This window comes from Arthrobacter sp. S2(2024) (assembly GCF_036662515.1).
GTDB lineage: Bacteria > Actinomycetota > Actinomycetes > Actinomycetales > Micrococcaceae > Arthrobacter.
The window spans coordinates 1-24567 of record NZ_JAYKZI010000011.1; the positions used below are offsets into that span (position 1 = coordinate 1).

General features: G+C 65.6%; 18 protein-coding genes. 6 read left to right on the top strand and 12 right to left on the bottom strand.

Features of this window, described 5'->3' with window-relative positions; translation table 11 throughout:
• Positions 1-475: 475 nt before the first annotated feature.
• A complete protein-coding gene (gene tyrS, locus VLA65_RS17315; RefSeq protein ID WP_332603235.1) occupies positions 476-1786 on the bottom strand; it encodes a tyrosine--tRNA ligase in 1311 nt (436 codons plus the stop codon).
• Between the two features lie 44 nt (positions 1787-1830).
• Positions 1831-4059: an AAA family ATPase gene (locus VLA65_RS17320; RefSeq protein ID WP_059387784.1), complete on the bottom strand. Its 2229-nt coding sequence runs from the start codon at positions 4057-4059 to the stop codon at positions 1831-1833.
• Positions 4060-4217: 158 nt separating this feature from the next.
• Here VLA65_RS17320 and VLA65_RS17325 point away from each other — a divergent pair, with 158 nt between their 5' ends.
• The gene (locus VLA65_RS17325; RefSeq protein ID WP_084784356.1) at positions 4218-4853 is read left to right on the top strand and encodes a GNAT family N-acetyltransferase; all 636 of its coding nucleotides are present in this window, start codon (positions 4218-4220) and stop codon (positions 4851-4853) included.
• A gap of 19 nt (positions 4854-4872) precedes the next feature.
• Here VLA65_RS17325 and VLA65_RS17330 read toward each other — a convergent pair whose 3' ends face one another.
• The gene (locus VLA65_RS17330) at positions 4873-5535 is read right to left on the bottom strand and encodes a DNA-3-methyladenine glycosylase (RefSeq protein ID WP_284989295.1); all 663 of its coding nucleotides are present in this window, start codon (positions 5533-5535) and stop codon (positions 4873-4875) included.
• 94 nt (positions 5536-5629) lie between these two features.
• Between VLA65_RS17330 and VLA65_RS17335 the strand changes: the two genes are divergently transcribed.
• Positions 5630-7195 (top strand): AlkA N-terminal domain-containing protein, encoded by a 1566-nt coding sequence (locus tag VLA65_RS17335; protein ID WP_332603236.1) that lies wholly within the window; start codon positions 5630-5632, stop codon positions 7193-7195.
• Here VLA65_RS17335 and VLA65_RS17340 read toward each other — a convergent pair.
• The 9 genes from VLA65_RS17340 to argC all read right to left on the bottom strand — a co-directional run bounded on the left by VLA65_RS17340 (position 7101) and on the right by argC (position 16713).
• Positions 7101-7838 carry a maleylpyruvate isomerase family mycothiol-dependent enzyme gene (locus VLA65_RS17340; RefSeq protein ID WP_332603237.1) on the bottom strand — a complete coding sequence of 246 codons (738 nt, stop codon included), beginning with the start codon at positions 7836-7838 and terminating at the stop codon, positions 7101-7103. The two genes, VLA65_RS17335 and VLA65_RS17340, sit on opposite strands and share 95 nt — an antisense overlap.
• A 126-nt stretch (positions 7839-7964) precedes the next feature.
• A complete protein-coding gene (gene argH, locus VLA65_RS17345) occupies positions 7965-9437 on the bottom strand; it encodes an argininosuccinate lyase (RefSeq protein ID WP_332603238.1) in 1473 nt (490 codons plus the stop codon).
• Complete coding sequence (locus tag VLA65_RS17350; protein WP_236816785.1) at positions 9434-10639, bottom strand: argininosuccinate synthase; 1206 nt, start codon at positions 10637-10639, stop codon at positions 9434-9436. The genes argH and VLA65_RS17350 overlap by 4 nt, the downstream gene beginning before the upstream one ends.
• A gap of 103 nt (positions 10640-10742) precedes the next feature.
• Positions 10743-11279, bottom strand: a complete 537-nt coding sequence (locus VLA65_RS17355; protein WP_284989299.1) for an arginine repressor — start codon at positions 11277-11279, stop codon at positions 10743-10745.
• The gene (gene argF / locus VLA65_RS17360; RefSeq protein ID WP_332603239.1) at positions 11279-12277 is read right to left on the bottom strand and encodes an ornithine carbamoyltransferase; all 999 of its coding nucleotides are present in this window, start codon (positions 12275-12277) and stop codon (positions 11279-11281) included. Before argF ends, VLA65_RS17355 begins: the two co-directional genes overlap by 1 nt.
• On the bottom strand, positions 12274-13566 hold the full coding sequence (locus VLA65_RS17365; RefSeq protein ID WP_284989301.1) for an acetylornithine transaminase: 1293 nt from the start codon (positions 13564-13566) through the stop codon (positions 12274-12276). Before VLA65_RS17365 ends, argF begins: the two co-directional genes overlap by 4 nt.
• Complete coding sequence (gene argB / locus VLA65_RS17370; RefSeq protein ID WP_059387787.1) at positions 13563-14507, bottom strand: acetylglutamate kinase; 945 nt, start codon at positions 14505-14507, stop codon at positions 13563-13565. Before argB ends, VLA65_RS17365 begins: the two co-directional genes overlap by 4 nt.
• Before the next feature lie 11 nt (positions 14508-14518).
• Positions 14519-15685 carry a bifunctional glutamate N-acetyltransferase/amino-acid acetyltransferase ArgJ gene (argJ, locus tag VLA65_RS17375; protein WP_284989303.1) on the bottom strand — a complete coding sequence of 389 codons (1167 nt, stop codon included), beginning with the start codon at positions 15683-15685 and terminating at the stop codon, positions 14519-14521.
• A complete protein-coding gene (argC, locus tag VLA65_RS17380; RefSeq protein WP_306962901.1) occupies positions 15682-16713 on the bottom strand; it encodes an N-acetyl-gamma-glutamyl-phosphate reductase in 1032 nt (343 codons plus the stop codon). The genes argJ and argC overlap by 4 nt, the downstream gene beginning before the upstream one ends.
• Before the next feature lie 185 nt (positions 16714-16898).
• Here argC and VLA65_RS17385 point away from each other — a divergent pair, with 185 nt between their 5' ends.
• The 4 genes from VLA65_RS17385 (at position 16899) to VLA65_RS17400 (ending at position 24565) form a co-directional block, all read left to right on the top strand.
• On the top strand, positions 16899-17987 hold the full coding sequence (locus VLA65_RS17385; RefSeq protein WP_059387786.1) for a fatty acid desaturase family protein: 1089 nt from the start codon (positions 16899-16901) through the stop codon (positions 17985-17987).
• A gap of 135 nt (positions 17988-18122) precedes the next feature.
• Entirely contained in the window at positions 18123-19088 is a 966-nt protein-coding gene (locus VLA65_RS17390; protein ID WP_332603240.1) for a quinone oxidoreductase family protein, read from the top strand.
• A 65-nt stretch (positions 19089-19153) separates the two neighbouring features.
• Positions 19154-23086 carry a Pls/PosA family non-ribosomal peptide synthetase gene (locus VLA65_RS17395; protein WP_332603241.1) on the top strand — a complete coding sequence of 1311 codons (3933 nt, stop codon included), beginning with the start codon at positions 19154-19156 and terminating at the stop codon, positions 23084-23086.
• Positions 23087-23167: 81 nt separating this feature from the next.
• Positions 23168-24565 carry a M1 family metallopeptidase gene (locus VLA65_RS17400; RefSeq protein WP_332603242.1) on the top strand — a complete coding sequence of 466 codons (1398 nt, stop codon included), beginning with the start codon at positions 23168-23170 and terminating at the stop codon, positions 24563-24565.
• The last annotated feature ends 2 nt before the right edge of the window (positions 24566-24567 follow it).

A 24567-nucleotide genomic window follows, 5' to 3' on the forward strand; every position in this document is an offset into this window, starting at 1 on the left:
TGAAAACCAGACCCCACCCACAGGGGCGGACAAGGCCCGGCAAAATCAACCAATTCATAAAAACAAATCGGTATCAACAAACTTGGCACACTATTGAGTTCTCAAACAACAGACACAATCCGAATACTCCTCGGAACAAATTCGATGTTCCGCATTTCCTCGCTGCGATGTTTCTACTTTATTTCATTCATTTCAACTTTGCAAATCCAGGATTTCTCCAGAAATTTACCCAAGTGAATCGAATTTTCCCCACAGAGTCGATAAATTATCCGATTTCCAGACTTTTGGTCTAAACCGAATTATTCACATTCAATGGGATTTTGTTCGCAATTTATCCGCTTCAGCGGCAGCGACTCAGAAAACGATACACGCTCCCCCGGAGCCGCGCAAGTCGGCTTGGAGGAGCGTGCAATAGAACATGGAACAGCCCGTCTGGCGCGCCCACACAAGAACACACCGTGGAGCTAAGTAGGCGTCAGACGGTCACTTCGACGGTGGCCAGATTCTTCTTGCCGCGGCGCAGCAAAAGGTACCGGCCGTGTAGCAGTTCCGCCTGGTCGATGACGGCGTCGGGGTCGGTCACCTTGCTGTTGTTCACGTAGGCGCCGCCCTCCCCCACCGTGCGGCGGGCAGCGGACTTGCTCTCGGACAATCCAGACGCAACCAAGAGGTCGATGATCCCGAGGCCATCCAGGCCGATCGAGGCAGACGGCAGCTCTGCAGTTGCCGACGCCAAGGTCACTTCGTCCAGAACCGAGAGATCGCCATTTCCGAACAGTGCAGCCGAAGCAGCGATCACTTTCTCCGTCGCGTCCACTCCGTGCACCAGTGAAGTGACCTCGAAAGCGAGCCTGCGCTGGCCTTCGCGGGCGAACGGGCGCTCGGCAACAGCGGCTGCGAGTTCCTCAATCTCGGCGCGGCTAAGGAACGTGAAGACCTTGAGGCGGTCAACGACGTCGGCATCCGCAGTGTTGAGCCAGAACTGGTAGAAGGCGTACGGGCTGCACATGTGGGCGTCGAGCCAAATGGCGTTGCCTTCGCTCTTACCGAACTTGGTGCCGTCAGAGTTGGTGATGAGGGGCGTCCCCAGGGCGTGGACAACCTTGCCGTCGACCTTGCGGATCAGCTCCGTGCCACTGGTGAGGTTGCCCCACTGGTCCGAGCCACCCGTCTGCAGCACGCAACCGTAGTCGCGGTTGAGCTGGAGGTAGTCCATGCCCTGCAGGATCTGGTAGCTGAATTCGGTGTAGCTGATGCCCTCGTCGGAACTGAGACGGGAGGCAACTGCATCCTTGCGGAGCATGGTGCCCACGCGGAAGTGCTTGCCGATTTCGCGCAGGAAATCGATGGCGCTCAGGGGCGCGGTCCAGTCAAGGTTGTTCACCATGCGTGCGGCATTGTCGCCCTCGAAGCTGAGGAAGCGTCGGACCTGGGCCTGAAGGTAGCCGACCCACTCCGACACGGTGTCCTTGGTGTTCAAGGTGCGTTCCGCCGTCGGGCGCGGATCGCCGATCAGTCCGGTGGAGCCGCCCACCAGGCCGAGCGGCTTGTGGCCGGCCAACTGCAGGCGGCGCATGAGCAGGAGCTGGACAAGGTTGCCAAGGTGCAGTGACGGAGCCGTGGGGTCGAAGCCACAGTAATACGTGATCGGGTCCCCGGCGAGCAGCTTTTCCAGTTCCGTTTCATCAGTGGAAACGTGGATCAGGCCGCGCCATTTGAGCTCTTGCCAGATATTGGCAAAGCCCGGGTCGTTGTGCTGGGACTCGAGGTTGTTTACGTGTGACACGAGTTCTAAGTTAGCAGGATTGCCCTTCGGCTTGCTCGCATGGCTCAGCGCTCGATACCCGCCGGCAGTGGCGCCGCGGTAATGAGGCGCAGCCGCTGCGTCGGACGGGTCATGGCAACGTAGAGATCGCCCACCTTGCCATGCTCGTGATTGAGCATCGCGGCTGGCTCAAGAACAACCACGCCGTCGAACTCCAGGCCCTTGGCTTCCTTGGGGCTGATGACCACGATGTCCTGGGAGTAGCTGCCCGCTCCGGTGCCCACACGGTGACCGTAGACCCCACGGAGGGCGGCTGCAGCCCGAGGCAGGAGGGCGCCGTCGGCAATCACGGCCAGGAGGCCGCCGTCGATCGCTTCCAGTTCCTCCGGAAGGATTTCGACGAGCCGGTCTACCATCCCCGCTTCGTCGACGCGGTCCACGATCGGTGACCATTTGCCTTCGCGAACGGCCTTGGGAGCAGAAACAACCAGCCCAGCGCGGTTCGCCATGCGGACTGCCGCTTCGGCGATCTGCGAGGGAGTCCGGTAGTTGACGGTGAGTTCTTCGAGCTGCCAGCGGTCCCCGAACGACGGCGCGAGGGCACTTTGCCAGGAATTCGCACCGGCGGAGGAACTCGTCTGGGCGATGTCGCCGACGATCGTGAAGGACTTCAGCGGGCAGCGGCGGACCAAAAGCCGCCACTGCATGGGCGAGAGCTCCTGCGCTTCGTCAACCACGATGTGTCCGAACGCCCACGAACGGTCGCTCGTGGCCCGTTCTGCGGCGGTCAGCCGTGTTTCGCGTTCCTGGTTCTGGTCTGCCAGTTCTTCGGCCGTCATCAACACGTCGACGCCCATGGCCTCCATGTTGACCAGTGTCTGCTTGGCGTTGGCGATGTCGCGGGCACGGTCGTGTTCTTGCTGGGCCAGTCCCCTGCCCGCAGCAGGATCGAGCTCGCCGAGGAGTTCAGCGGCCTCGTCGAGCAGCGGAACATCGGCTTCCGTCCACGGTGCATCCGCGGGGCGAAGCAGGAGGGCACGCTGCGCCGGCGTGAGGTGCGGGGTGCAGGCCTCCAGGATGGCTGGCTTGCTGAAGAGCTCGGAAACGAGCTTCTCGGGAGTCATGGGCATCCAGCACAAGTTCAGGACGATCCTGACGTCGCGTGCCGAGCGGACGTCCTCAGCGAGGTAGGAACGGTCGGCATTGTTGCCGATGTTCGATTCCTCGACGATCTCCGTCAGCTGCTCCGTGAGTTCGCGCAGCAGGATCTTGACGAACGTCACGCGCGCTTCATTGTGCGGCTTGCCGGTGGCGCGTGCCCTGTCCCGGGCGCGGCGGACTTGCCGCACGGACAGCGTGAGCTTGCGCGAGTCAACCTCGAGGATGCGGTCCTCGGCGGGAGTCCGCTGGCGGTTGGCCACGGCATTCGCAATCACGTCGGCCATGTTCAGCTTGCCCTTGAGGGCTGCGACGTCGGGATCCTGTTCCGGGACGGCGTGGATACCGGGCATGAGGCGGCCCAGGCTCGCCATGACGACTCCGGTCTCGCCGAGGGACGGCAGGACCCGCTCGATGTAGTGCATGAACGACGACGAAGGTCCAACAAGCAGCACACCTGCCGACTTCAGGCGGTCACGGTGGGTGTACAACAGGTAGGCGGCGCGGTGGAGCGCGACCGCCGTCTTGCCGGTACCGGGGCCGCCTTGGACAACCAAGGCACCCGACATGGACGAACGGATAATCCGGTCCTGCTCGGACTGGATGGTGCCGACGATGTCCGACATGCGGCCGGTGCGCTTGGAATTCAGGGCGGCAAGGAGTGCGCCCTCGCCCTGGAGCGAGGCGTTGTCCGCCAGCATGCTGGCATCCAGGACATCGTCCTCGATCGCTTTGACCTCCCGGCCCTGCAGGATCAGGTGACGACGACGGCGGACGCCCTGCCGGTCGAAAGCGGTCGCCTGGTAGAAGTGGCCGGCTTCGGGGGCGCGCCAGTCGACCATAAGCCGCTGGAGATCCGCCGTGGACAGTCCGATGCGGCCGATGTACTGCGCCTCGCCGCTGTCCAGGTCAAGGCGTCCGAACACGAGACGGTCGTCGACGGCGTCCAGCTGGGCGAGCCGGTCCTCGTACAGTGCCGCGAAGGCGTCCCTTTCGGAAACGTTCTGCATGGTGCCCACCGCTCCGGCGCGCCGGACCTGCGCCAGCTGTTGGCGCTTTTCCTCCCGCAGCTCATCCAGGCGCGAGTAGAGACCGGCCACGTACTCCCGCTCGTGGATCAAATCAGCGTCGTGCATCGAAACGTTCCCCTATCGAAAAAGACGGACCGTCCATTCTACAGCGGTTTTGCTTGACGTGGGTGAAACTGCCCGCACGCCGGTGCGTCACACAATGTTCACCCGGCGCTAACCTCCTGAGCTTTTCCATCCGCACCAAGTGGTGCTTCAATGCTGCAATGCAGCACGACGTTGCCCTGACCCGACACGGCATCAGCCTGGTCCCGCTCTCCCCCGCACATGCCGGTCCGCTCTTCGATTTTGTGGACTCCGGGATGTGGTCCGGCATGGCCGCTGAGCAGCCCTTGAGTGCCGCGGAACTGGCCGAACTCTTCGCGGCCCGCCTCGAAGATCCGGCGACCATGCCGTTCGCCGTCGTCGAACAGCGGACGGGAGCGCTGCTCGGAACCACATCCCTGTGCGAGTACAGTCCGCGCCAGCAGCGCTTGGAAATCGGCGGCACTTTTTACGGGCGCCCATTCTGGGGCAGCCACGTCAATCCGGCCGCGAAGCAACTGCTGTTGGCGTACTCCTTCGATGTGCTGGACGTCCACCGGGTGGCCTTCCGCTGCGATGCCCGCAATACGCGCAGCGCCTCGGCCATTCAGCGGCTTGGTGCCAGCTACGAGGGCACGCTGCGGGGGCACCGCTTCGCTCCCGACGGGAGCCGTTGCGACACCGCCGTGTTCTCGATCCTGCGCGAAGAATGGCCCCACGTGCGCGAGTCCCTGCTTGGCCGCCTCGCGCCGTTCGAGCTGGCCGACAACCAGTGTGCATATGTCGCGGAGCCTGCCCGGACCGAACACGCCGCTTGAAGAATTCCTCCGTGGGCCCCTACAAACGCTTCCCGACGGTGCGGCTGCGGCCCGGCTTGTAGCGGGACACCGTGGGATCCCCGGAGAGCCAAAAGCGCCACGGGTAGTCGGCGGAACCGCCGTCGCCCGATACTCCGACCCGGAGCCCGCTCGCGACTGCCGATGGCGCCGCCGGAGTGACCGGAAGTTCGAGGCCGAAGGGCTCGGCCAAGGCATCCCGGCCGCTGTCCGCCGTCGTCAGCCCCATGGCGGACGCCAGCCGGGCGGGCCCGCTGGCAAGATCGGTCGGCGATTTCGACGCCGGACGGCGGGACTGTGCCAAGGCTTGGCCGGCCACCACCTCCCCTGCCCGCAACAGCAGCGCGGACGCAACGCCGTCGGGACCGCAGACAATGTTGGCGCAATAGTGCATGCCATACGTGAAGTAGACATAGAGGTGGCCTGCCGGACCGAACATGGGAGCGTTCCGGGCGGTGGGGCCGCCGAAGGTATGGGATCCAGGGTCGGGTTGGGCCGATCCCCGCGGGCCCAGATACGCTTCCACTTCGCTGAGCCGGACGGACACCGTGCCCTCGGGAGTCCGGTGGCTCAGCACGGCACCGAGGAGCAAGGGGGCAACGTGCCGCGGATCACCGGAAAGAATGGCCCTGATGGCCTCCGGTGACGCACCCTGCGTTGTCATGCCCAGACCCTAGCAAAAATCCGCCAACCGGGCCGTGGCCGGCAATGTCCGATTTCCGCTAGGACGCGCCTGCCGATGCTGAAAGGATGAAGTCATGGACTTTTGGCAACGCTACCGTGCGATCGATGCGCGGGATCCCCGGTTCGACGGCCAGTTCTTCACCGCCGTCCGCTCGACGGGCATCTATTGCCGGCCGTCGTGCCCGGCACGGACACCCAAGGCAGAAAACGTGACGTTCTACGAAACCTCGGCCGCCGCCCACGAGGCCGGGTACAGGGCCTGCAAACGCTGCCTGCCGGAGGCGGTTCCGGGTACGCCTGCGTGGAACCTGCGCTCGGACGTCGCCGGCAGGGCGATGCGGCTCATCAACGACGGCGCGATCTCCCGGGTGGGCGTCGAAGGGCTCGCCGCCAGGCTGGGCTACTCCTCCCGCCAGCTCAACAGGATCCTCAGCCACGAACTCGGGGCCGGGCCGCTGTCCTTGGCGCGGGCCAGCCGGGCGCAGACGGCCAGAACGCTTCTGGTCTCCACCTCGATGAAACTTTCGGACGTGGCGTTCGCCGCCGGGTTCAACAGTGTCCGCCAGTTCAACGACACCATCAACGAAGTCTTCGCCCTGACTCCCACGGCACTCCGGGCCACCGCCAAGCCCCTAGGCCATCACGGCAAGCAGGGTGAGGCCACTTCCTTGACCCTCAACCTCCCGTACCGGGAGCCTTTCGACACGGGGATTTTCGATTTCCTCGCGGCCCGCGCGATTCCCGGCGTCGAACTGGCAGGCCCCACCAGTTATACGCGGACCCTCCGCTTGCCCCGTGGCAACGCAGTGTTCGCAGTGGAGTACGACGCCGGGGCGCGCGGCGGCGCGCTGACCCTCGCCGTCAGCACCTTGGATCTCCACGATCTTCCCGTGCTCCTTAGCCGGGTGCGGCGATTGTTCGATCTCGACGCCGATCCCGTGGCCGTCGACGAGGCGTTGGCCTCCGATGCCAGGCTCTGCCCGTCAGTTCGCGATACGCCCGGGATCAGGGTTCCGGGCGCCGTGGATCCCCAGGAACTGCTGATCCGGGCGATGATCGGCCAGCAAATCACCGTAGCCGCCGCACGCACCGCTTTGAGCCAACTGTCCGACGCCGGGACCCGCTTGCCGGAAGGGCACCCGGGACACGCGCTGGGCCTGGACCGTCTCTTCCCCACGGCCGGGGAAATCGCACGCTCGGGCCGGGAACTACTGAAAGGCCCCCAGCGCCGCATAGATTCCGTGCTTGCCGCGGCAGCAGCCATGGCCAGCGGGGAACTCGACTTCGACTATGGCGACGACCCCCAAACGCTCGCGGACAAACTATTGCCGTTGCCCGGCGTCGGACCATGGACCGTGGGCTACGTGGCGATGAGGGTCATCGGCGACCCGGACGTCTTCCTCGCCAACGACGCAGCCGTCCGGAACGGCCTCAAGAACTTGGCCGCCTCGGAGGGCCTGCCTACAGACTTCCGCAACGTGAGCCCGTGGCGTTCCTACGCCACGATGCATCTGTGGAGGGCAGCGGCAAGCAAACGCGGCAGCGCTATCGTGTCGCGGGAACGCTCGATGGCCACGGGAGAAGCTCCGGCAAGTCAACACCGTCCGCGTCGGCAGAGGCACGCAGGCTCCCCAGGGTAGGCGTGCGGCCGGCGAGCCAGGCGGCAATATCCGTGATCATGCCGTTGATGGCAACGGACTGCCGCCCCGAGCCGATGACCACCTGCGGCAGGCCCAGGGGCTGAAGCACGAATTTCTGGTCTGCGGGCACGCGGGCCGAGAGGAAATCGAAAAGGTGCTCGCAGAATTGCCGGCTCCAGGCTTCCGGTCCGCGACCGATTCCCAGGTCCGTGACATGGATGACCAGTTCGCGCCAGAGCGCCAGGCCGCCGTCGAGCACTGTTCCGTTCCGGAAGCTGATCCGGGTGTTCCAGCCGGACTCCACAAGCCTCTCGAAGGCCCGCAGGGCCCGCGAGAGGGCCGCTTCGGTGGCGTCACGGTGTTCGGCAAGGCTATGGCTAGCCGCCAGCTCAATCGCCTTCGTACGGCCCTCGTAGCCGCCGTCGTAGATGTCGATGGTCTCGCCGCGTGCGGCGTATTCCAGTTGCCTGGCCATGGCGTTCGAGATACCGGCAATGTGAGCCAGTACGTGGCCGCGGGTCCACCCGGGCAGCTCGGAGGGAGCTGCAACATCGGCGTCGTCGAGTTTGGCGACAACGTCGGTGACAGTGCCGGCTGCTTTGTGGAGCTCGGCAAGAAGCGCTGAGGTAGTGATCTCGGTCATAGCGCCATAGTATCCGACAGGGTTAATGACTGTTAACGAGGATTAACTGGCAGCGGCGGGCATTTCGCTGCAGCCTTTGCGAAAAAGACTGCCTCGAAATACCCGCCGGCGTTGGCCTTCTTTTCGTTACTCCGCGTACTTCCGCACCGCCGCGAGCTCCGCTTCGAGGGCAAGCAGTTGGCGCTCGACGGCGGCCGGGGCCGTTCCGCCTTGGGAGTTGCGGCTGTTGAGTGAACCTTCGGTGCTGAGCACGGTGCGGACCTCGGGAGTCAAGTGCTCCGAAATGCCCGCGTACTCTTCGTCCGTCAGGTCCCACAGCTCGACGCTGCGCCCTTCAGCCAGCTTCACCGCCGCACCGGAGAGCTCGTGCGCCTCGCGGAACGGCACTCCCTGGCGGACAAGCCACTCGGCGATGTCCGTGGCAAGCGCGAAGCCCTGCGGTGCCAGCGATGCCATGCGCTCGGTGTTGAAAGTGAGCGTGGCGATCATGCCGGAGACGGCCGGGAGCAGCACCTCCAAGGTGTCCGCGGCGTCGAATACCGGTTCCTTGTCTTCCTGCAGATCGCGGTTGTACGCGAGCGGCAGGCCCTTGAGCGTTGCCAACAGCCCGGTCAGGTTGCCGATGAGGCGCCCTGCCTTGCCGCGGGCGAGCTCGGCGACGTCCGGGTTCTTCTTCTGCGGCATGATCGACGACCCCGTGGAGTAAGAATCATGGAGCGTGACGAAGGAGAACTCCTTGGTGGCCCATAGAATGACTTCCTCGGAGACCCGCGACAGGTCCACGCCGATCATCGAGCAGATCCACGCGAACTCGGCGAAGACATCGCGCGAGGCAGTGCCGTCGATCGAGTTGTGGACCGCCGAGAAGAAGCCGAGGTCCGAAGCGACGGCCTCGGGATCCAGGCCGAGCGAGGAACCTGCCAGGGCACCGGAACCGTAGGGCGAGACACCGGCGCGCTTGTCCCAGTCCTGGAACCGCTGCACGTCGCGCAACAGTGCCCAGGCATGGGCCAGCAGGTGGTGGCTCAGCAGGACAGGCTGGGCATGCTGCAGGTGCGTCCGGCCGGGCATGGCAACGCCCTGGTGGGCCTTGGCCTGATCAACGAGGGCGTCGATCGTGGCGAGCACGCCGCGGGCGATGATGCGGGCGTGGTCGCGCAGGAACATGCGGCCCAACGTGGCCACCTGGTCGTTGCGCGAACGGCCTGCCCGGAGCTTGCCGCCCAGGTGGGTTCCCGCGCGCTCAATGAGCCCGCGTTCGAGGGAACCGTGGACGTCCTCATCGCTCTCGGCCGGCTGGTAGGCGCCGCTCGCGACGTCGTCATCCAGCTGGGTGAGCGCCGCGAGCATGCCTTCTAGTTCGGCGTCGTCCAGCAGCCCGGCCTTGTGCAGCACGCGGGCATGGGCCTTGGAGCCGGCGATGTCGTAGCGGGCCAGCCGCCAGTCGAAATGCGTGGACTTGCTCAGCGCCGCAAGCGCGTCCGCGGGACCGCCGGCGAACCGGCCGCCCCACAGCGCGCCAGTGTTCGTTGCCGAACGCTCCCCAACCTCGCTGCGCTCGGCCGGGGACCCCGGCGTCCGTGGGCCCACCGACGTCATTTGCCCGACACCCGCAGGTCGCGGCCTGCGGCGACCTTGGAGGACATTCCCCACAGCTCGATGAAGCCCTTGGCCTGCGACTGGTCGAAGGTGTCGCCGGTGTCGTAGGTGGCGAGGTCGAAGTCGTAGAGCGAGGTGTCGGAGCGGCGGCCGTTGACGATGGCCTGGCCGCCGTGCAGGACCATGCGGATGTCGCCGGAGACGTACTTCTGGGTGTCCTCGATGAAGGCGTCCAGGGAGCGCTTGAGCGGGGAGAACCACTGGCCGTCGTAGACCAGTTCGGACCAGCGCTGGCCGACGGTGGCCTTGAAGCGGGCCTGCTCGCGCTCGATGGTGACGTCCTCGAGGTGCTTGTGGGCGGTGATGAGGGCCATCGCGCCCGGAGCTTCGTAGATTTCGCGGGACTTGATGCCCACCAGGCGGTCCTCGACGACGTCGATGCGGCCAACGCCTTGGGCACCGGCGCGGCGGTTCAGTTCCTGGATGACCTGGAGCGGAGTGTGCTTGACGCCGTCGATGGCCACGGGGACGCCGGCTTCGAAGGTGATGGTGACTTCGTCCGGTGCCGGCGGGAATTCCGGGGTGGCCGTGTAGTCGTAGATGTCCTTGGTGGGGGCGTTCCAGATGTCCTCGAGGTAGCCGGTTTCGACGGCGCGTCCCCAGACGTTCTGGTCGATCGAGTACGGGTTCTTCTTGGTGGTCTCGATCGGCAGTCCCTTTTCCTCGGCGAAGGCGATGGCCTTGTCGCGGGTCAGGGCGAGGTCGCGGACGGGTGCGATGCATTTCAAGTCCGGGCCCAGCGTCTGGATGCCGACCTCGAAGCGGACCTGGTCGTTGCCCTTGCCCGTGCAACCGTGCGCAACGGTGGTGGCACCGAATTCGCGGGCGGCCTTGACGAGGTGCTTAACGATCACGGGGCGCGAGATCGCCGAAACCAGCGGGTAGTGGCCCTGGTAGAGGGCGTTGGCCTTCAGCGTGGGCATGGCGTATTCGTTGGCGAATTCGTCGCGGGCGTCGGCCACGTAGGCCTCGACGGCGCCGCAGCCGAGGGCGCGCTGGCGGATGGTCTCCAGCGACTCGCCGCCCTGTCCGACGTCGACGGCCACGGCGATGACCTCGGCCCCGGTGGCTTCACCGATCCAGCCGATGGCTACGGAAGTATCAAGGCCACCGGAGTAGGCCAGAACAATGCGCTCAGTCACGAGAGTGCTCCTTTGTTGTTGCTTGGTTCTTTTGAGTCAAAGCTTGGTTCGGGCCGAAGGCCCGGGTGGAACAGCGCCGGAATGGTTCACTTGCCGGGCTGGACTAGTTCCCCGGTCCGGCTTCCTGGGCCAGCTGGAGGAAACGGGCTGCCAGCTCGGCGCCGCCGTCGGGATCCCTGGCAACCAAAAGCAAGGTGTCGTCGCCTGCGATCGTACCCAATACCGACGGCATCACCGAGTGGTCGATGGCCAAGGCGAGGAAGTTCGCGGCACCCGGTGGCGTCCGCAGCACCACGATATTGCCCGACGCCTCGGCGGTCACCAACAGCTCACCGCAAAGGCGCGACAGGCGAGCGTCCAGGATTTCCTGGGTGACACCGCTTTTCGCATTGCGGTCGCCACCCTCGCCGGGCACTGCGTAGACCAGCGCGCCGTCCTTGCCGCGCACGCGGACCGCCCCAAGTTCCACGAGGTCCCGGGAGAGTGTCGCCTGCGTGACCTGCACGCCGTCGTCCGCCAGCAGTGCCGCGAGCTCGGCCTGCGAGCGCACGGACTCGCCCGTCAGGATCGCGGTGATCCGCGCTTGCCGGGCAGTCTTGGTGGCAGGGCTGGCACCTTGCGACGCAGGATGGGTGGACACTAGAACGTGCTCTCCCCGGTGCCCTCAACGGGGGAAAGGCCGTCGACGAATGCGAGTCCCGACTTGTGCATCAGCCACGCCATGAGCGCTTTCTGGGCGTGCAAGCGGTTCTCGGCTTCGTCCCAGACGATGGACTGGGGCCCGTCGATGACGCCGGCGGAAATTTCATAGCCTCGGTACGCAGGCAGGCAGTGGAGCACGACGGCGTCCGGTGCGGCGTGTTCCATGGCCGCCTCGTCCACGGAGTACTCGCGGAAGAGCTGCATCCGGGCTTCTTTTTCGGCTTCCTGGCCCATGGACACCCACGTGTCGGTGGCGACGACGTCGGCGTCGTTCAGGGCTTCCTTGGCGTCGGTGGTGATGAGCACGGAACCGCCGGTCTCGGCAGCGCGCTCCTCCGCTGCCGCCACGATCTCGGCCGCGGGCAGGTAGCCTTCCGGGCCCGAGATCCTGACGTGCATGCCCGCCGTGACGCCTGCCAAGAGATACGAGTTGGCCATGTTGTTCGCAGCGTCGCCCAGGTAGGCCATGGTGAGGCCCTTGAGTTCGCCCTTGTGCTCCTTGACTGCCAGGAGGTCCGCGAGCAACTGGCAGGGGTGGTAGTCGTCGCACAGGGCATTGATGACGGGAACCTTGGAGTTTTCGGCCATTGCTACGAGGCCGGAGTGCGCGGACGTACGCCAGACGATGGTGGAGACCATGCGTTCGAGGACCTTTGCGGTGTCCTCCACGGATTCCTTGTGGCCGATCTGCGCCTCGCCCGGATTGATGATGAGCGCGTTCCCGCCCATGTCCGCGATTCCGGTAGCGAAGGACACACGGGTCCGGGTGGAGGTCTTGTCGAAGATGACAGCGACGGTCTTGCGCCCATTGCCGGCAGCTGCGAACGGCTGGACGCTGTACGGAGCGGCCTTCATTCGAACGGCGAGCTCAAGCACTTCGGCTTGCTCGGCCGGTGTGAGGTCCGTGTCCTTGAGGAAATGACGTGTGGTCTTCACTGTGCGTCCTTAGCGGTCAGGGGTGCAGCGTTCTGGGCTGCCGCCGCCTGGATAATGCCGGGCAGCGCGTCGAGGAAACGGTCGGCCTGCTCGGTGGTCAGGATGAGCGGCGGAGCCAGCCGGATGGTTCGCGGGCCCGGGCTGTTGATGATGAAGCCCGCGTCGAGCGCGGCAGTCACCATGGCAGGCGCAATGTCGGCGTCAAGGTCGAAACCGATCAGGAGGCCTTCGCCCCGCACTTCGGTGACTGCGTCGACGTCGGACAGTCCGGCCCGCAAGCGAGCGCCGACGCTAAGAACGTTCGCCAGCACGCCCTGGCTTTCGATGGCATGCAAGGTGGCGAGGGCGGCGGCAGTTGCCACCGGGTTCCCGCCGAAGGTGGTGCCGTGCTGGCCGGCGGTCAGGAGCGACGACGTCGGCTCCCCGAAGGTGATGAGCGCGCCGACCGGGAAGCCGCCGCCCAGGCCCTTGGCGAGGGTCACGGCGTCGGGCACGATTCCGGCGTCTTCGCTGGCCAGCCACTTGCCGGTGCGCCCGATGCCGGTCTGGACCTCGTCCAGGATCAGCAGCGCGCCGGCGGCGGTGGTGGCTTCGCGGGCAGCCCGCAGGTACTCGACGCTGAGCGGGCGGACGCCCGCTTCGCCCTGGATGGGCTCAAGGAACACGGCCGCTGTGCTTTCGTCGACGGCGGCACGGAGCGCCTCGATGTCGCCGAACGGGATGTGGACCACGCCTCCGGGCAACGGCTCGAACGGCGCCCGGTAGGCTTCCTTGGCGGTCAGGGCCAGGGCGCCCATGGTGCGGCCATGGAAGGCACCTTCCAGGGCGATGATCTTGGTGCGCGTGGCAGAACTGTTGCGCCGAGCCAGCTTGAACGCGGCCTCGTTGGCCTCGGTGCCGGAGTTGGCGAAGAACACCTTGGAGCCGGCAGGAGCCTTGGTGATGGCCAGGAGCTTCTCGGCGAGCGCGATCTGCGTGGGGCTCGTGAAGAAATTGGAGACGTGCCCCAGCGTGGCCAGCTGGCTGGAGATGACAGAGGTGACGAACGGGTGGGCATGGCCCAGCGCGTTCACGGCAATCCCGCCGAGGAGGTCCAGGTATTCCTTGCCGTCGGCGTCCCACACGAGGGCTCCCGCGCCACGGACCAGGACCCGCTGCGGGGTGCCGAAGACGCCCATGAGCGAAGAAGAGTAACGGGCAAGCCAGTCGCTTCCCGTGCTCTGGGAAACGAGCGTGGTTGCGGCGGCCTCCGCAGCGCCGGTCGGGCTCAAACCAACAGTTTCGTTCATGCGTTCACTTCCTCGTCGGGGACAACTTGGGTTCCGATGCCCGCGGTCGTAAAGGTTTCCAGGAGCATGGAGTGCGGCAGGCGGCCATCCACGATGTGCGCCCGCTCGACTCCTTCATCGATGGCCTTCAGGCAGGCCGTCATTTTCGGGATCATGCCGGACTCCAGGCGCGGCAGCATCTCCCGCAATTCCGTGGCCGTCAGCGAGGAAATGAGCGAGGACTTGTCCGGCCAGTTGGCGTAGAGGCCCTCGACGTCGGTCAGGATGACGAGCTTGGATGCGCCCAGTGCCGAGGCAACCGCCGCTGCTGCCGTGTCCGCGTTGACGTTAAGCACTTGTCCGGTAGTGGAGCCGGTGCCATCCCCTTCGTCAAGGATCTCGGGGGCGACCGTCGAAATCACCGGGATGCGGCCGGCGTCGAGGATGTCCTCGATACCCCTGGGATCAACGCCCACCACTTCGCCCACCAAGCCGAGGTCCACTTCCTCGCCGTCCACCACGGTGCCGGTGCGCACGGCACGCAGGAGTCCGCCGTCTTCACCGGACATCCCGACCGCATAGGGTCCGTGGGAGTTGATGAGGCCCACGAGCTCGCGGCCCACTTGTCCGGTAAGCACCATACGGACCACGTCCATGGCCTCGGGAGTGGTGACGCGCAGGCCGCCCTTGAATTCGGATTCGATGCCCAGGCGGCCAAGCATCGAGTTGATCTGCGGGCCTCCCCCGTGCACGACGACCGGGTGGATACCCACGTGGTGCAGGAAGACGATATCCTCGGCGAAGGCGCGTCGGAGTTCCTCGTTGACCATGGCGTTGCCGCCGTACTTGATCACCATGGTGGTACCGGCGAAGCGTTGGATCCACGGCAGTGCCTCGATCAGCGTCGCGGCCTTGTCCTGGGCATCGCTCATGGAGGTATTTTCGCGGGTGTGCGCAGTCATGGTCATCCCGTCTAGCTCGAGTAGGCGCTGTTCTCGTGCACGTACTCGTGCGTGAGGTCGTTGGTCCAGATGGTGGCCTCGGCGTCGCCGGCCTGCAGGTCGATTTCCACGAGCACCTCGCGGGGCTCGAGATCCACCAGGTTTCGGTCGTCGCCGATGCTGCCGTTGCGACAGATCTGGATGCCGTTCATGGAGACGTTGAGCTGGTCCGGTTCGAAGACGGCGTCCGTGGTGCCCACCGAGGACAGGACGCGGCCCCAGTTGGGGTCCTTGCCGAAGATGGCGGTCTTGAAGAGGTTGGAGCGGGCCACTGAACGGCTGACGATTTCGGCGTCGCGCTCGCTCGCCGCGTTGAATGTGCGGATGGCGATGTCGTGGCTGGCACCTTCTGCGTCGCCGATCAACTTGCGGGCAAGCTCGGCACACACCTGGGTGATTCCTGCGCCAAGCTGCTCGGCGGACGGGATGGCCTCGGAGGCCCCGGAGGCCAACAGGACGACCGTGTCGTTGGTGGACATGCAGCCGTCCGAGTCGGTGCGGTCGAAGGTGACGCGCGTGGCGTCGCGGAGGACGACGTCGAGCTCTTCCGCCGGGACCTGGGCATCAGTGGTGAGCACCACGAGCATGGTTGCGAGGCCTGGCGCCAGCATGCCGGCGCCCTTCGCGATGCCGCCGACGGTGAACGAGTTGCCTTCGGAGTCGGTGCCGCTGAAGACTGCTTCCTTCGCCACGCTGTCCGTGGTCATGATCGCCGTAGCGGCGGCAGGACCGCCGTTCTCGGAGAGTTCCGCGAACGCCGCTTCGATGCCCGGGATGATCTTGTCCATGGGCAGCTGCTCACCGATCAGTCCGGTGGAGCAGACCACGACGTCGGAGGCGGAGATCCCGAGCACGGCTGCCACTTTCTCTGCGGTTGCGTGCGTATTTTGGAATCCCTGCGGACCGGTGCAGGCGTTGGCGCCGCCGGAATTCAGCACCACTGCGTCAACGCGCCCGTCGGAGAGGACCTGCCGTGACCAGTGCACGGGTGCCGCGGCCACGCGGTTCGAGGTGAAAACGGCTGCCGCGGCTTTCAGGGGGCCGTCGTTGACAACCAGGGCAAGGTCCGGATTCCCGGACGCCTTGATGCCGGCTTTGACACCTGCGGCCCGGAATCCCTGGGGGGCGGTGATGGTCACGGGGCAACTCCTTGGACGTTGAGGCCGGCGGATTCGTCCAGGCCGAGGGCAATATTCATGGACTGCACGGCGCCGCCGGCGGTCCCTTTGGTCAGGTTATCGATGGCGCACGTGACAACCACGCGGCCGGAATGCTCGTCGAAGGCCAACTGCATGACTGCGTGGTTGGAACCCTGCACCGATTTAGTGGTGGGCCACTGCCCTTCGGGCAACAGGTGGACGAACGGTTCGTCGTCGTAGGCTTCGGCCCAGGCACTGCGCAGTTCGGCGGCCGTGACCCCGGCCTTGACCTTTGCTGTCGCCGTGCTCAGGATGCCGCGGCTCATGGGCGCGAGGGTGGGAGTGAAGGACACGGTGACTGGTTCACCGGCCGCGTTGGAAAGTCCTTGTTCGATCTCGGGGGTGTGGCGGTGTCCGCCGCCCACGCCATAAGGACTCATGGACCCCATGACCTCGGAACCGATGAGGTTCACCTTGGCTGCCTTGCCGGCACCCGAGGTGCCGGAAGCAGACACAATCACGACGTCGTCCGGCTGGAGAAGCTTGTTGGCGAAGCCGGGCGTGAGGGCGAGAAGGGCCGACGTCGGGTAGCAACCGGGCACCGCAATCCGCTTCGCCCCCTTGAGTGCGTCGCGCTGGCCGGGAAGCTCCGGAAGCCCGTAGGGCCAGGTCCCTGCGTGGGCGGAGCCGTAGAACTTTTCCCACGCCGCGGGGTCTTCGAGCCGGTGGTCAGCGCCGGCGTCGATCACCAGTGTGCCTTCGGGCAGCTGCGCCGCGATCTCAGCCGAGGCTCCGTGCGGGAGGGCCAGGAACACGACGTCGTGGCCAGCGAGGTTTTCCACGCTGGTGTCCTCGAGAATCCGGCTGGCCAAACCGTGGAGATGCGGCTGCAACTCCCCTAGTCTGGAACCGGCATTGCTGTGCGCGGTGATGGCGCCGATGGTGACGTCCGGATGGCCCGCCAGGAGGCGCAGCACCTCTCCCCCGGCATAGCCGCTGGCACCGGAGACGGCAACAGAAATAGTCATGGCACGACTATACAGCAAAACTATTCATGGTTGCCGATATTTATGCACGACCTTTTTAGGGCTTTCTGTAGCAGCCCGGCTCGGGGCGCCGATTTGGGAGCGTATGCTGAATAGAGGGTGATCTAGACCGTGCAGCCGATCGTCGGTTGCAGCGTTGCCCGTTATGTATTACGGGGCAACTGCATATGTCACAGACCTCCACCACTGAACGTCCTAGCAAGGTCGTCCGGCCACCCAACGCCGTCGTGCTCAGCTATTCCGAGCTTCTCAAGACGGTCCGCGCGGAGGGGCTTTTGAAGCGCCGCGTCGGCTTTTATATCAGCGTTTTCGCTTCCCTGGTCCTCCTGCTGACCGGCACCTGGTTCGGCTTCGCGCTGATCGGCCCCAGCTGGTACCAGCTACTCATCGCCGCAGCCCTGGGCATCCTTTGTACCCAGTTGAGCTTCCTGGCACATGAGGCCGGCCACCGCCAGATTTTTGCCTCCCGCAGGGCCAACGACTGGTCCGCGCGTATCCTGGCCACGTCGGTTGCCGGCATCAGTTACTCCTGGTGGGAACAGAAGCACGGCGCGCACCACAACAGCCCGAACGTTATTTCCAAGGACCCGGACATCAAGACCGGCGCCCTGGCCTTCCACGTTGAAGCCGCTGCCGGCAGGCAGGGACGCTTCGCGTTCCTCACGCGCAGGCAGGGCTGGTTCTTCTTCCCGCTCCTCCTCCTGCTGGGCATCAGCCTGCAGTGGGAGTCCTTGATGTACATCTGCCGGCCCGGAGCCATCAAGCACCGCTGGGTGGAGACGCCCATCCTCCTGGCACGGCTTCTCGCCCTGCCGGTCCTCGCCTTTACCTTCCTGCCGCTTGGCATGGCATTTGCCTTCCTGGGCGTCCAGATCATGGTGTTCGGCTTCTACATGGGTGCTTCCTTCGCCCCGAACCATAAGGGCATGCCGGTTCTGCCGGAAGACTCCCGCGTCGATTTCCTGCGTCGCCAGATCCTGACTGCCAGGAACATCTCCGGCGGCCCCTTCATGAACATCCTCCTAGGCGGCCTCAACCACCAGGCCGAACACCACCTGTTCCCGGACATGGCCCGCCCCCACTTGCGCCGTGCCTCGGAGATCGTCCGAAGCTACTGCGAAAAGCACTCGATTGCCTACACCGAAACCACGTTGATGCAGTCATACGCCATCGTCGTGCGCTACCTCAATGAGGTCGGACTCGCCGCGGGCCGCGGCTTTGACTGCCCCGTCGCTTCCGCGCACGGCAGGGGCTGACACGCCCGGAAGTCATCCGGACACATTACGGCGAACCACCGCCCCGAGCCGCTGACTGGACACTCGACGGACTCCGCTCCCTAGGATGGTTGTGTGAATGCGGGCACGAAAGTGCCTCGACGGAGAAGGAGACCCATGACGCACGCAATCATTGCCCGGAAAGCCGGAGGACCCGAAGTCCTCGAACTCACCGAGGCAGAGGTCCCGGTTCCGGGTCCGCGCCAACTCCTTGTCAAAGTTGCAGCCGCCGGAGTGAACTTCATCGACACATATCAGCGCAGCGGCATCTACAAGGTTGAGTATCCATTCACCCCCGGCTCCGAGTCGGCAGGCACCGTAGTTGCCATCGGCGCGGACGTGGTGGATTTCACCGTCGGCGACAGGATCGCTACCGCTGAAGGATCCCGCAGCTACGCGGAGTACACCCTGGTGGACGCCGACAAAGCGCTTCCGGTACCGGACGGCGTCGACGACCACACCGCGGCAGCCCTGCCGCTGCAAGGAATGACCGCGCATTACCTGATCAACTCGTCTTTCCGCGTAGAGCCGGGCCACACCGTCCTGACCCATGCCGGCGCCGGCGGCGTGGGACTCATCCTGACGCAGTTGCTCAAGGCCCGGGGTGCCCGCGTCATCACCACAGTCTCGTCGGACGAGAAGGAAGCCCTGGCCCGGGAAGCCGGCGCGGACGAGGTCCTGCGCTACAGCGGATTTGCGGACAAGGTCCGCGAGCTCACCGACGGCGAAGGCGTCAACGTGGTGTACGACGGCGTCGGCAAGGAGACTTTCGACGGATCCCTCGCGAGCCTTCGCATCCGCGGCGCACTCGTCTTGTTCGGGGCAGCGTCCGGACCCGTGCCCCCGTTCGACCCGCAGCGACTGAACGCAGGCGGATCGTTGTCCCTGACACGCCCGACGCTTGGCCATTTCCTCCAAAACCCGCAGGAACGGCACTGGCGTTCGGCCGAAGTCTTCCGCGCTGCCGCCAGCGGCGCCCTCAAAGTCCGGGTTGGCGGAACCTACCCGCTCGCCGAGGCCGCCCAGGCCCATCGCGACCTGGAAGCGCGCAACACCACAGGCAAACTACTGTTGGTCCCATAAATCGAAGCAAATGCCACGCGGCCGCTGACACTTTTTGTTCACCTCAATCCGAGAAACTTGGGAACGTGACCCAGGAACATGAAATCCCGGCGGACAGCCTGGAACTCAAAGTCGTGCATCTCCCCCAGCTGCAAGGCTCGGCAGCCGCCCCTCCAGCGCGCACACTCGTCGAGATCCTCCAGGACACGGCCCGGACATTCCCGGAAGCGTCTGCCCTCGATGACGGGCACAAGTCGCTGAGTTACTCCGAACTCATGGCTCAGGTGCGCGGTTTTGCGGCGACGCTCAACGCAGCCGGACTGGGGCCGGGAGACAAGATCGGCGTGCGGGTCCCTTCCGGATCCAACGATCTGTACATTGCCATCCTGGCGATCCTCTCGATTGCGGCCGCCTACGTGCCCGTGGACGCGGACGATCCCGAGGAACGGGCACGGCTGGTTTTCGGAGAAGCCAAGGTATCTGCCGTTGTCACCAAGGGCCGCAAGATCGAAGTGTCCGGGGAGCGCCCGGCACCGCACCCGGCTCCGCGCACCCCAGGGCTGGACGACGATTCGTGGGTCATCTTCACCTCAGGTTCCACCGGCACGCCCAAGGGCGTGGCGGTGCAGCACCGTTCCTCCGCTGCCTTTGTTGACGCCGAAGCCCGGATCTTCCTCCAGGAGGATCCGATCGGTCCGCAGGACCGGGTCCTCGCCGGCCTTTCAGTGGCCTTCGACGCGTCCTGCGAAGAGATGTGGCTTGCATGGCGGCACGGTGCCTGCCTGGTCCCGGCACCGCGCGCCCTCGTGCGTTCCGGCATGGACCTCGGCCCATGGCTCATCAACCACGGCATCACAGTGGTGTCCACCGTTCCGACGCTCGCGGCCCTGTGGCCGGCCGAAGCCCTTGAGAACGTGCGCCTGCTTATTTTCGGCGGCGAGGCCTGCCCGCCCGAACTCGCCGAGCGCCTCGCGGTGGAAGGCCGCGAAGTGTGGAACACCTACGGCCCCACCGAAGCGACCGTCGTGGCGTGCGCGGCTCCCCTCGGCGGGGACGGCCCCGTCCGTATCGGACTGCCGCTGGACGGCTGGGACCTCGCCGTCGTCGACGCCGCAGGGGTTCCGGTGGCGGAAGGCGGGACGGGCGAACTGATCATCGGCGGCGTCGGACTGGCCCGCTACCTGGATCCGGCCAAGGACGCCGAAAAGTACGCCCCCATGCCATCCCTTGGATGGGAACGGGCGTATCGCTCGGGCGACCTCGTCCGCTACGAGGAAGCCGGCCTCATCTTCCAAGGCCGCGCGGACGAACAGGTCAAGCTTGGCGGCAGGCGCATCGAACTCGGCGAGATCGACGCCGCCCTGCAGGCCCTCCCGGGAGTCGCCGGTGCCGCGGCCGCAGTCCGCACGACGGCGGCGGGGAACCAGATACTGGTCGGCTACCTGGCTCCAGCCGGACCTGAGGACATCGACCTCGCAGCTTCCCGCGAGCTCCTGACGGAAAGCCTGCCCGCCGCGCTGATCCCCCTGCTGACGGTCGTGGATTCGCTTCCAACGAAGACCAGCGGCAAAGTAGACCGGCATTCCCTTCCGTGGCCGTTGGCGGGCGCAGGCGCCGCGGATGCCGACAAGGCACCACTCAACCTTTCCGAAGACGCCCAATGGGTGGTTGAGCAATGGGAAAGCGTCCTCGGCTCGAGCGTCACCTCGCTCGACGCCGACTTCTTCGCCTACGGTGGCGGCTCCCTCGCCGCCGCCCAACTGGTCTCGGCGCTGCGCGTGCGCTATCCCACCATCACGGTGGCCGAAATCTACGCGACACCCCGCGTCGGCGCCCTGGTCGACGCCGCGCGGCAGTCTTTGCCCGAAGGCGGCATACAGGGGCCGGCGGCGAAACGCACGGTTCGCCCCACCTCCCGGAAATCGCAGGTCTTCCAGACCCTGATGGGGATCTTCCTCAACATCCTGGTTGGCATGCGCTGGCTCACGTATCTCATGGCCGCGAACCATTTGCTGGCCGACCTCGCCGGTTTCACAGCCGCTCCCGTGGTGTCCTGGTGGTGGATCCTGGCGTCTTGGCTGGTGTTCGTGAGCCCGCCCGGACGCATGGGCATCTCGATCCTGGCCGCGCGAACCCTCTTGCGTGGGGTCCAACCCGGAACCTACCCGCGATCGGGCAAAGTCCACTTGAAGCTGTGGCTGGCCGAACAGATCCAGGACCTTTCGAGCGCCATCAGCCTTGCCAGCGCTCCGTGGGTTCCCTACTACGCCAGGGCACTGGGGGCGAAGATAGGGAACAACGTCCATTTGCACTCCCTTCCTCCCGTCACAGGACTGCTGTCGTTGGGCAGCGGCTGCAACATCGAACCCGAAGTGGACCTCTCCGCCTGGTGGATCGACGGTGACTTTGTCCACATCGGCGCCATCCATGTAGGTGCCGGGGCCACAGTCGGCTCCCGCAGCACGCTGATGCCAGGAACCAGCATCGGCGCGGGCGCGCGGGTGGAGCCCGGTTCCGCGGTGTTGGGCAAGGTCAAGGCCGGGCACCTCGTTGCCGGATCCCCCGCCGAACGCCGTGGCAAAGCCAAGAATGGATGGCCCGAGACCCCCTCGTCGCACCACCTGATCGGCCGGCTCTGGTTTGCGGCGTTCGCTGCCGCCTCGGCGCTGCTCGCCTTGATTCCGTACATTTCGGCATTCGTCGCCGCGATCGTCATCCTGGTCTTCATCCAAGGCCGGAGCTCGCTGCAGGATGCCTTCCCTGAACTCCTGCTTGCCATTCCCCTGGCTGCACTCGCCTGGTTCCTGTGCAATCTCCTGCTGATCCTGGCGACTACCCGGATGCTCGGCGTCGGTCTCAAGGAGGGATACTATCGCGTCCGCAGCCGCGTCGGTTGGCAGGTTTGGGCCACTGAACGGGTCTTGGACATGGCCCGGGATCTGCTCTTCCCCATCTACGCCAGCCTCTTCACGCCCGTGTGGCTGCGCCTGCTGGGCGCCAAAGTAGGCCGCAATGTGGAGGCTTCCACGGTGCTGCTGCTGCCACGCATGACGACCATCGGCGACGGCGCGTTCCTCGCCGACGACACCATGGTGGCCTCCTACGAGCTCGGCGGCGGCTGGATGAAGATCGGACCGGCCAAGATCGGCAAACGCTCGTTCCTCGGCAACTCCGGCATGACCGCCGCAGGACGCAGCGTGCCCAAGAACTCACTCGTCGCGGTCCTGTCGGCCACGCCGGCCAAGGCCAAATCGGGCACCTCCTGGCTGGGCAGTCCGCCCGTCAGGCTGCGCCGGACCGCCGTCAACGCAGATCTGAGCCTCACCTTCAACCCGCCGCTGGCCCTCAAGACCAAACGGGCCCTGTGGGAACTATGCCGGCTGGTGCCGGTCATCCTGACCGTGGGGATCGCCGTCGGCATCATGCTGGCCCTCGACTGGATCGCCACCGAGACCTCCTACTGGCTTGCCGCCGTCCTCGGAGGCGTCGTGGTCCTCGCGGCCGGCGCGGTGGCCGCGGCAAGTTCGGTCGCCGCGAAATGGATACTGGTGGGGCGCATCAAAGAGGGCGAGCACCCCCTGTGGAGCTCATTCATCTGGCGCAACGAAGTGGTGGACACCTTCATCGAGATGGTCAGTGCTCCATGGTTCGCACGTTCGGCATCCGGCACGCCTGCGTTGGTGTGGTGGCTCCGTGCCCTCGGGGCGAAAATCGGCCGGGGTACCTGGTGCGAGAGCTACTGGCTCCCCGAAGCCGACCTCGTCACGCTCGGCGAAAGCTCCACGGTCAACCGTGGCTGCGTGGTCCAGACACACCTCTTCCATGACCGCATCATGAGCATCGATACCGTGGTCCTCGGGGATGGCGCCACGATGGGTCCGCACGGTGTCATCCTGCCGCGCGCAAGTATCGGGGCCGGCGGAACGGTGGGACCGGCGTCGCTGGTTATGCGTGGCGAGACGGTTCCCGCGGGCACATACTGGATGGGCAACCCGGTCAGCCCGTGGTCCGGACCGTAGCGTAGATTGGCAAGAGGGCGTGAAATACCGGCCCGTGACACGACCGCAGCACAACAAGCTACACGGAGGCAGCCAGCGCACATGAGCCGCAGCGAACCCGGAACAACCCAAGCGCAGGAAACAACCGCGACTGCCGCCGATCCCTACACCCTGCACCACGGGAGCACGGCATTCCAGGTGCTGAGGTACGAGCTGGACCTGGACTATAGCCTGGGCAGCAACCGGCTCAACGGCCGCGCCATGCTCCGTTGCATAACCCTCGAAGACACGGACTCCGTAGTCTTGGACCTGGTGGGCCTGAGGGCTTCCAAAATCCTGGTTGACGGCAAGAAAGTGCCGAAGTTCAGCCCGCGCGGCGAGCACCTCGTGATCACCGTCAAAGACCGCTTGCGGGCAGGCCAGCACTTCACGGTTGAACTCCGCTACGACGGCAACCCGAAGCCGCGCCGGGGCCTGTGGGGCGAAGTCGGGTGGGAAGAGCTCGAGGACGGCGTGCTGGTTGCCGGGCAGCCGAACGGCGCCGCGTCCTGGTTCCCGTGCAACGACCATCCGCGGCACAAGTCCAGCTACTTGATCAGCATCACCACCGACGACAACTACCGGGCCATCTGCAACGGCCGCCTCGTCTCCCACAGCAGGAAATCAAGCCGCGAAACCTGGGTCTACGAACAAGCCGAGCCGATGGCAAGCTATCTCGCCACGGTGCAAATCGGACGCTACCGGGTTCACCAGCTCAGCCCCGCCCTCGACGGCGTCCGCGCCGGGACTGCCCATCACGCCGAAGCCCTGCGGCAGGCTCCGGTGCCCCAGTTCGTCGCGGTCTCCCCCGGTTTATTGACCGAGGCCCGTGAAGGCCTGGCACGGCAGGCCGACATGATGCGCACCTTTGTGGAGTGTTTCGGTCCGTATCCCTTTGCCGAATACACGGCCGTGGTGACCGAGGACGAACTGGAAATCCCGCTTGAGGCCCAGACGCTCTCGATCTTCGGCCGGAACCACATGGTGCAATCGTGGGACGCGCAGCGCCTCATCGCCCACGAGCTGTCCCATCAGTGGTTCGGCAACTCGCTCACGGTGAGCAGCTGGAGGGACATCTGGCTGCACGAGGGCTTCGCCTGCTACGCGGAGTGGATCTGGTCCGAGGAAGCCGGCGTCATGTCCCTCGCCAACCGCGCAAAGACGGCGTGGCGCAAGCTCGACATGGGCGCCCAGGACCTGGTGATCGGGGACCCCGGGCCGGAGCACATGTTCGATGACCGCGTCTACAAGCGCGGAGCCCTTGCCCTCCATGCCGTCCGTCGTGCATGCGGAGACGCTGCGTTTTTCGGGTTGCTGCGGCATTGGACCGAGGCCAAGCGCCACAGCTCGGTCTCCACGGAGGAATTCATCGCTGCGGCCAACGCCTACGTCCCGGGACTCGACGCGGCCAGTGTCCTGGAACCGTGGCTGTACCAAGCAGACCTGCCCGCTTTCAGCTGACC

Bases quoted from the DNA above. Each gene is read 5' to 3' on its own strand.
- VLA65_RS17335 (WP_332603236.1), top strand. From the start codon at position 5,630: ATGGACTTTTGGCAACGCTACCGTGCGATCGATGCGCGGGATCCCCGG.
- VLA65_RS17390 (WP_332603240.1), top strand. From the start codon at position 18,123: ATGACGCACGCAATCATTGCCCGGAAAGCCGGAGGACCCGAAGTCCTC.
- VLA65_RS17330 (WP_284989295.1), bottom strand. From the start codon at position 5,535: ATGACAACGCAGGGTGCGTCACCGGAGGCCATCAGGGCCATTCTTTCC.
- VLA65_RS17325 (WP_084784356.1), top strand. From the start codon at position 4,218: ATGCAGCACGACGTTGCCCTGACCCGACACGGCATCAGCCTGGTCCCG.
- VLA65_RS17320 (WP_059387784.1), bottom strand. From the start codon at position 4,059: ATGCACGACGCTGATTTGATCCACGAGCGGGAGTACGTGGCCGGTCTC.
- VLA65_RS17340 (WP_332603237.1), bottom strand. From the start codon at position 7,838: ATGACCGAGATCACTACCTCAGCGCTTCTTGCCGAGCTCCACAAAGCA.
- VLA65_RS17400 (WP_332603242.1), top strand. From the start codon at position 23,168: ATGAGCCGCAGCGAACCCGGAACAACCCAAGCGCAGGAAACAACCGCG.
- argC (WP_306962901.1), bottom strand. From the start codon at position 16,713: ATGACTATTTCTGTTGCCGTCTCCGGTGCCAGCGGCTATGCCGGGGGA.
- argB (WP_059387787.1), bottom strand. From the start codon at position 14,507: ATGACTGCGCACACCCGCGAAAATACCTCCATGAGCGATGCCCAGGAC.
- VLA65_RS17385 (WP_059387786.1), top strand. From the start codon at position 16,899: ATGTCACAGACCTCCACCACTGAACGTCCTAGCAAGGTCGTCCGGCCA.
- argH (WP_332603238.1), bottom strand. From the start codon at position 9,437: ATGACGTCGGTGGGCCCACGGACGCCGGGGTCCCCGGCCGAGCGCAGC.
- VLA65_RS17365 (WP_284989301.1), bottom strand. From the start codon at position 13,566: ATGAACGAAACTGTTGGTTTGAGCCCGACCGGCGCTGCGGAGGCCGCC.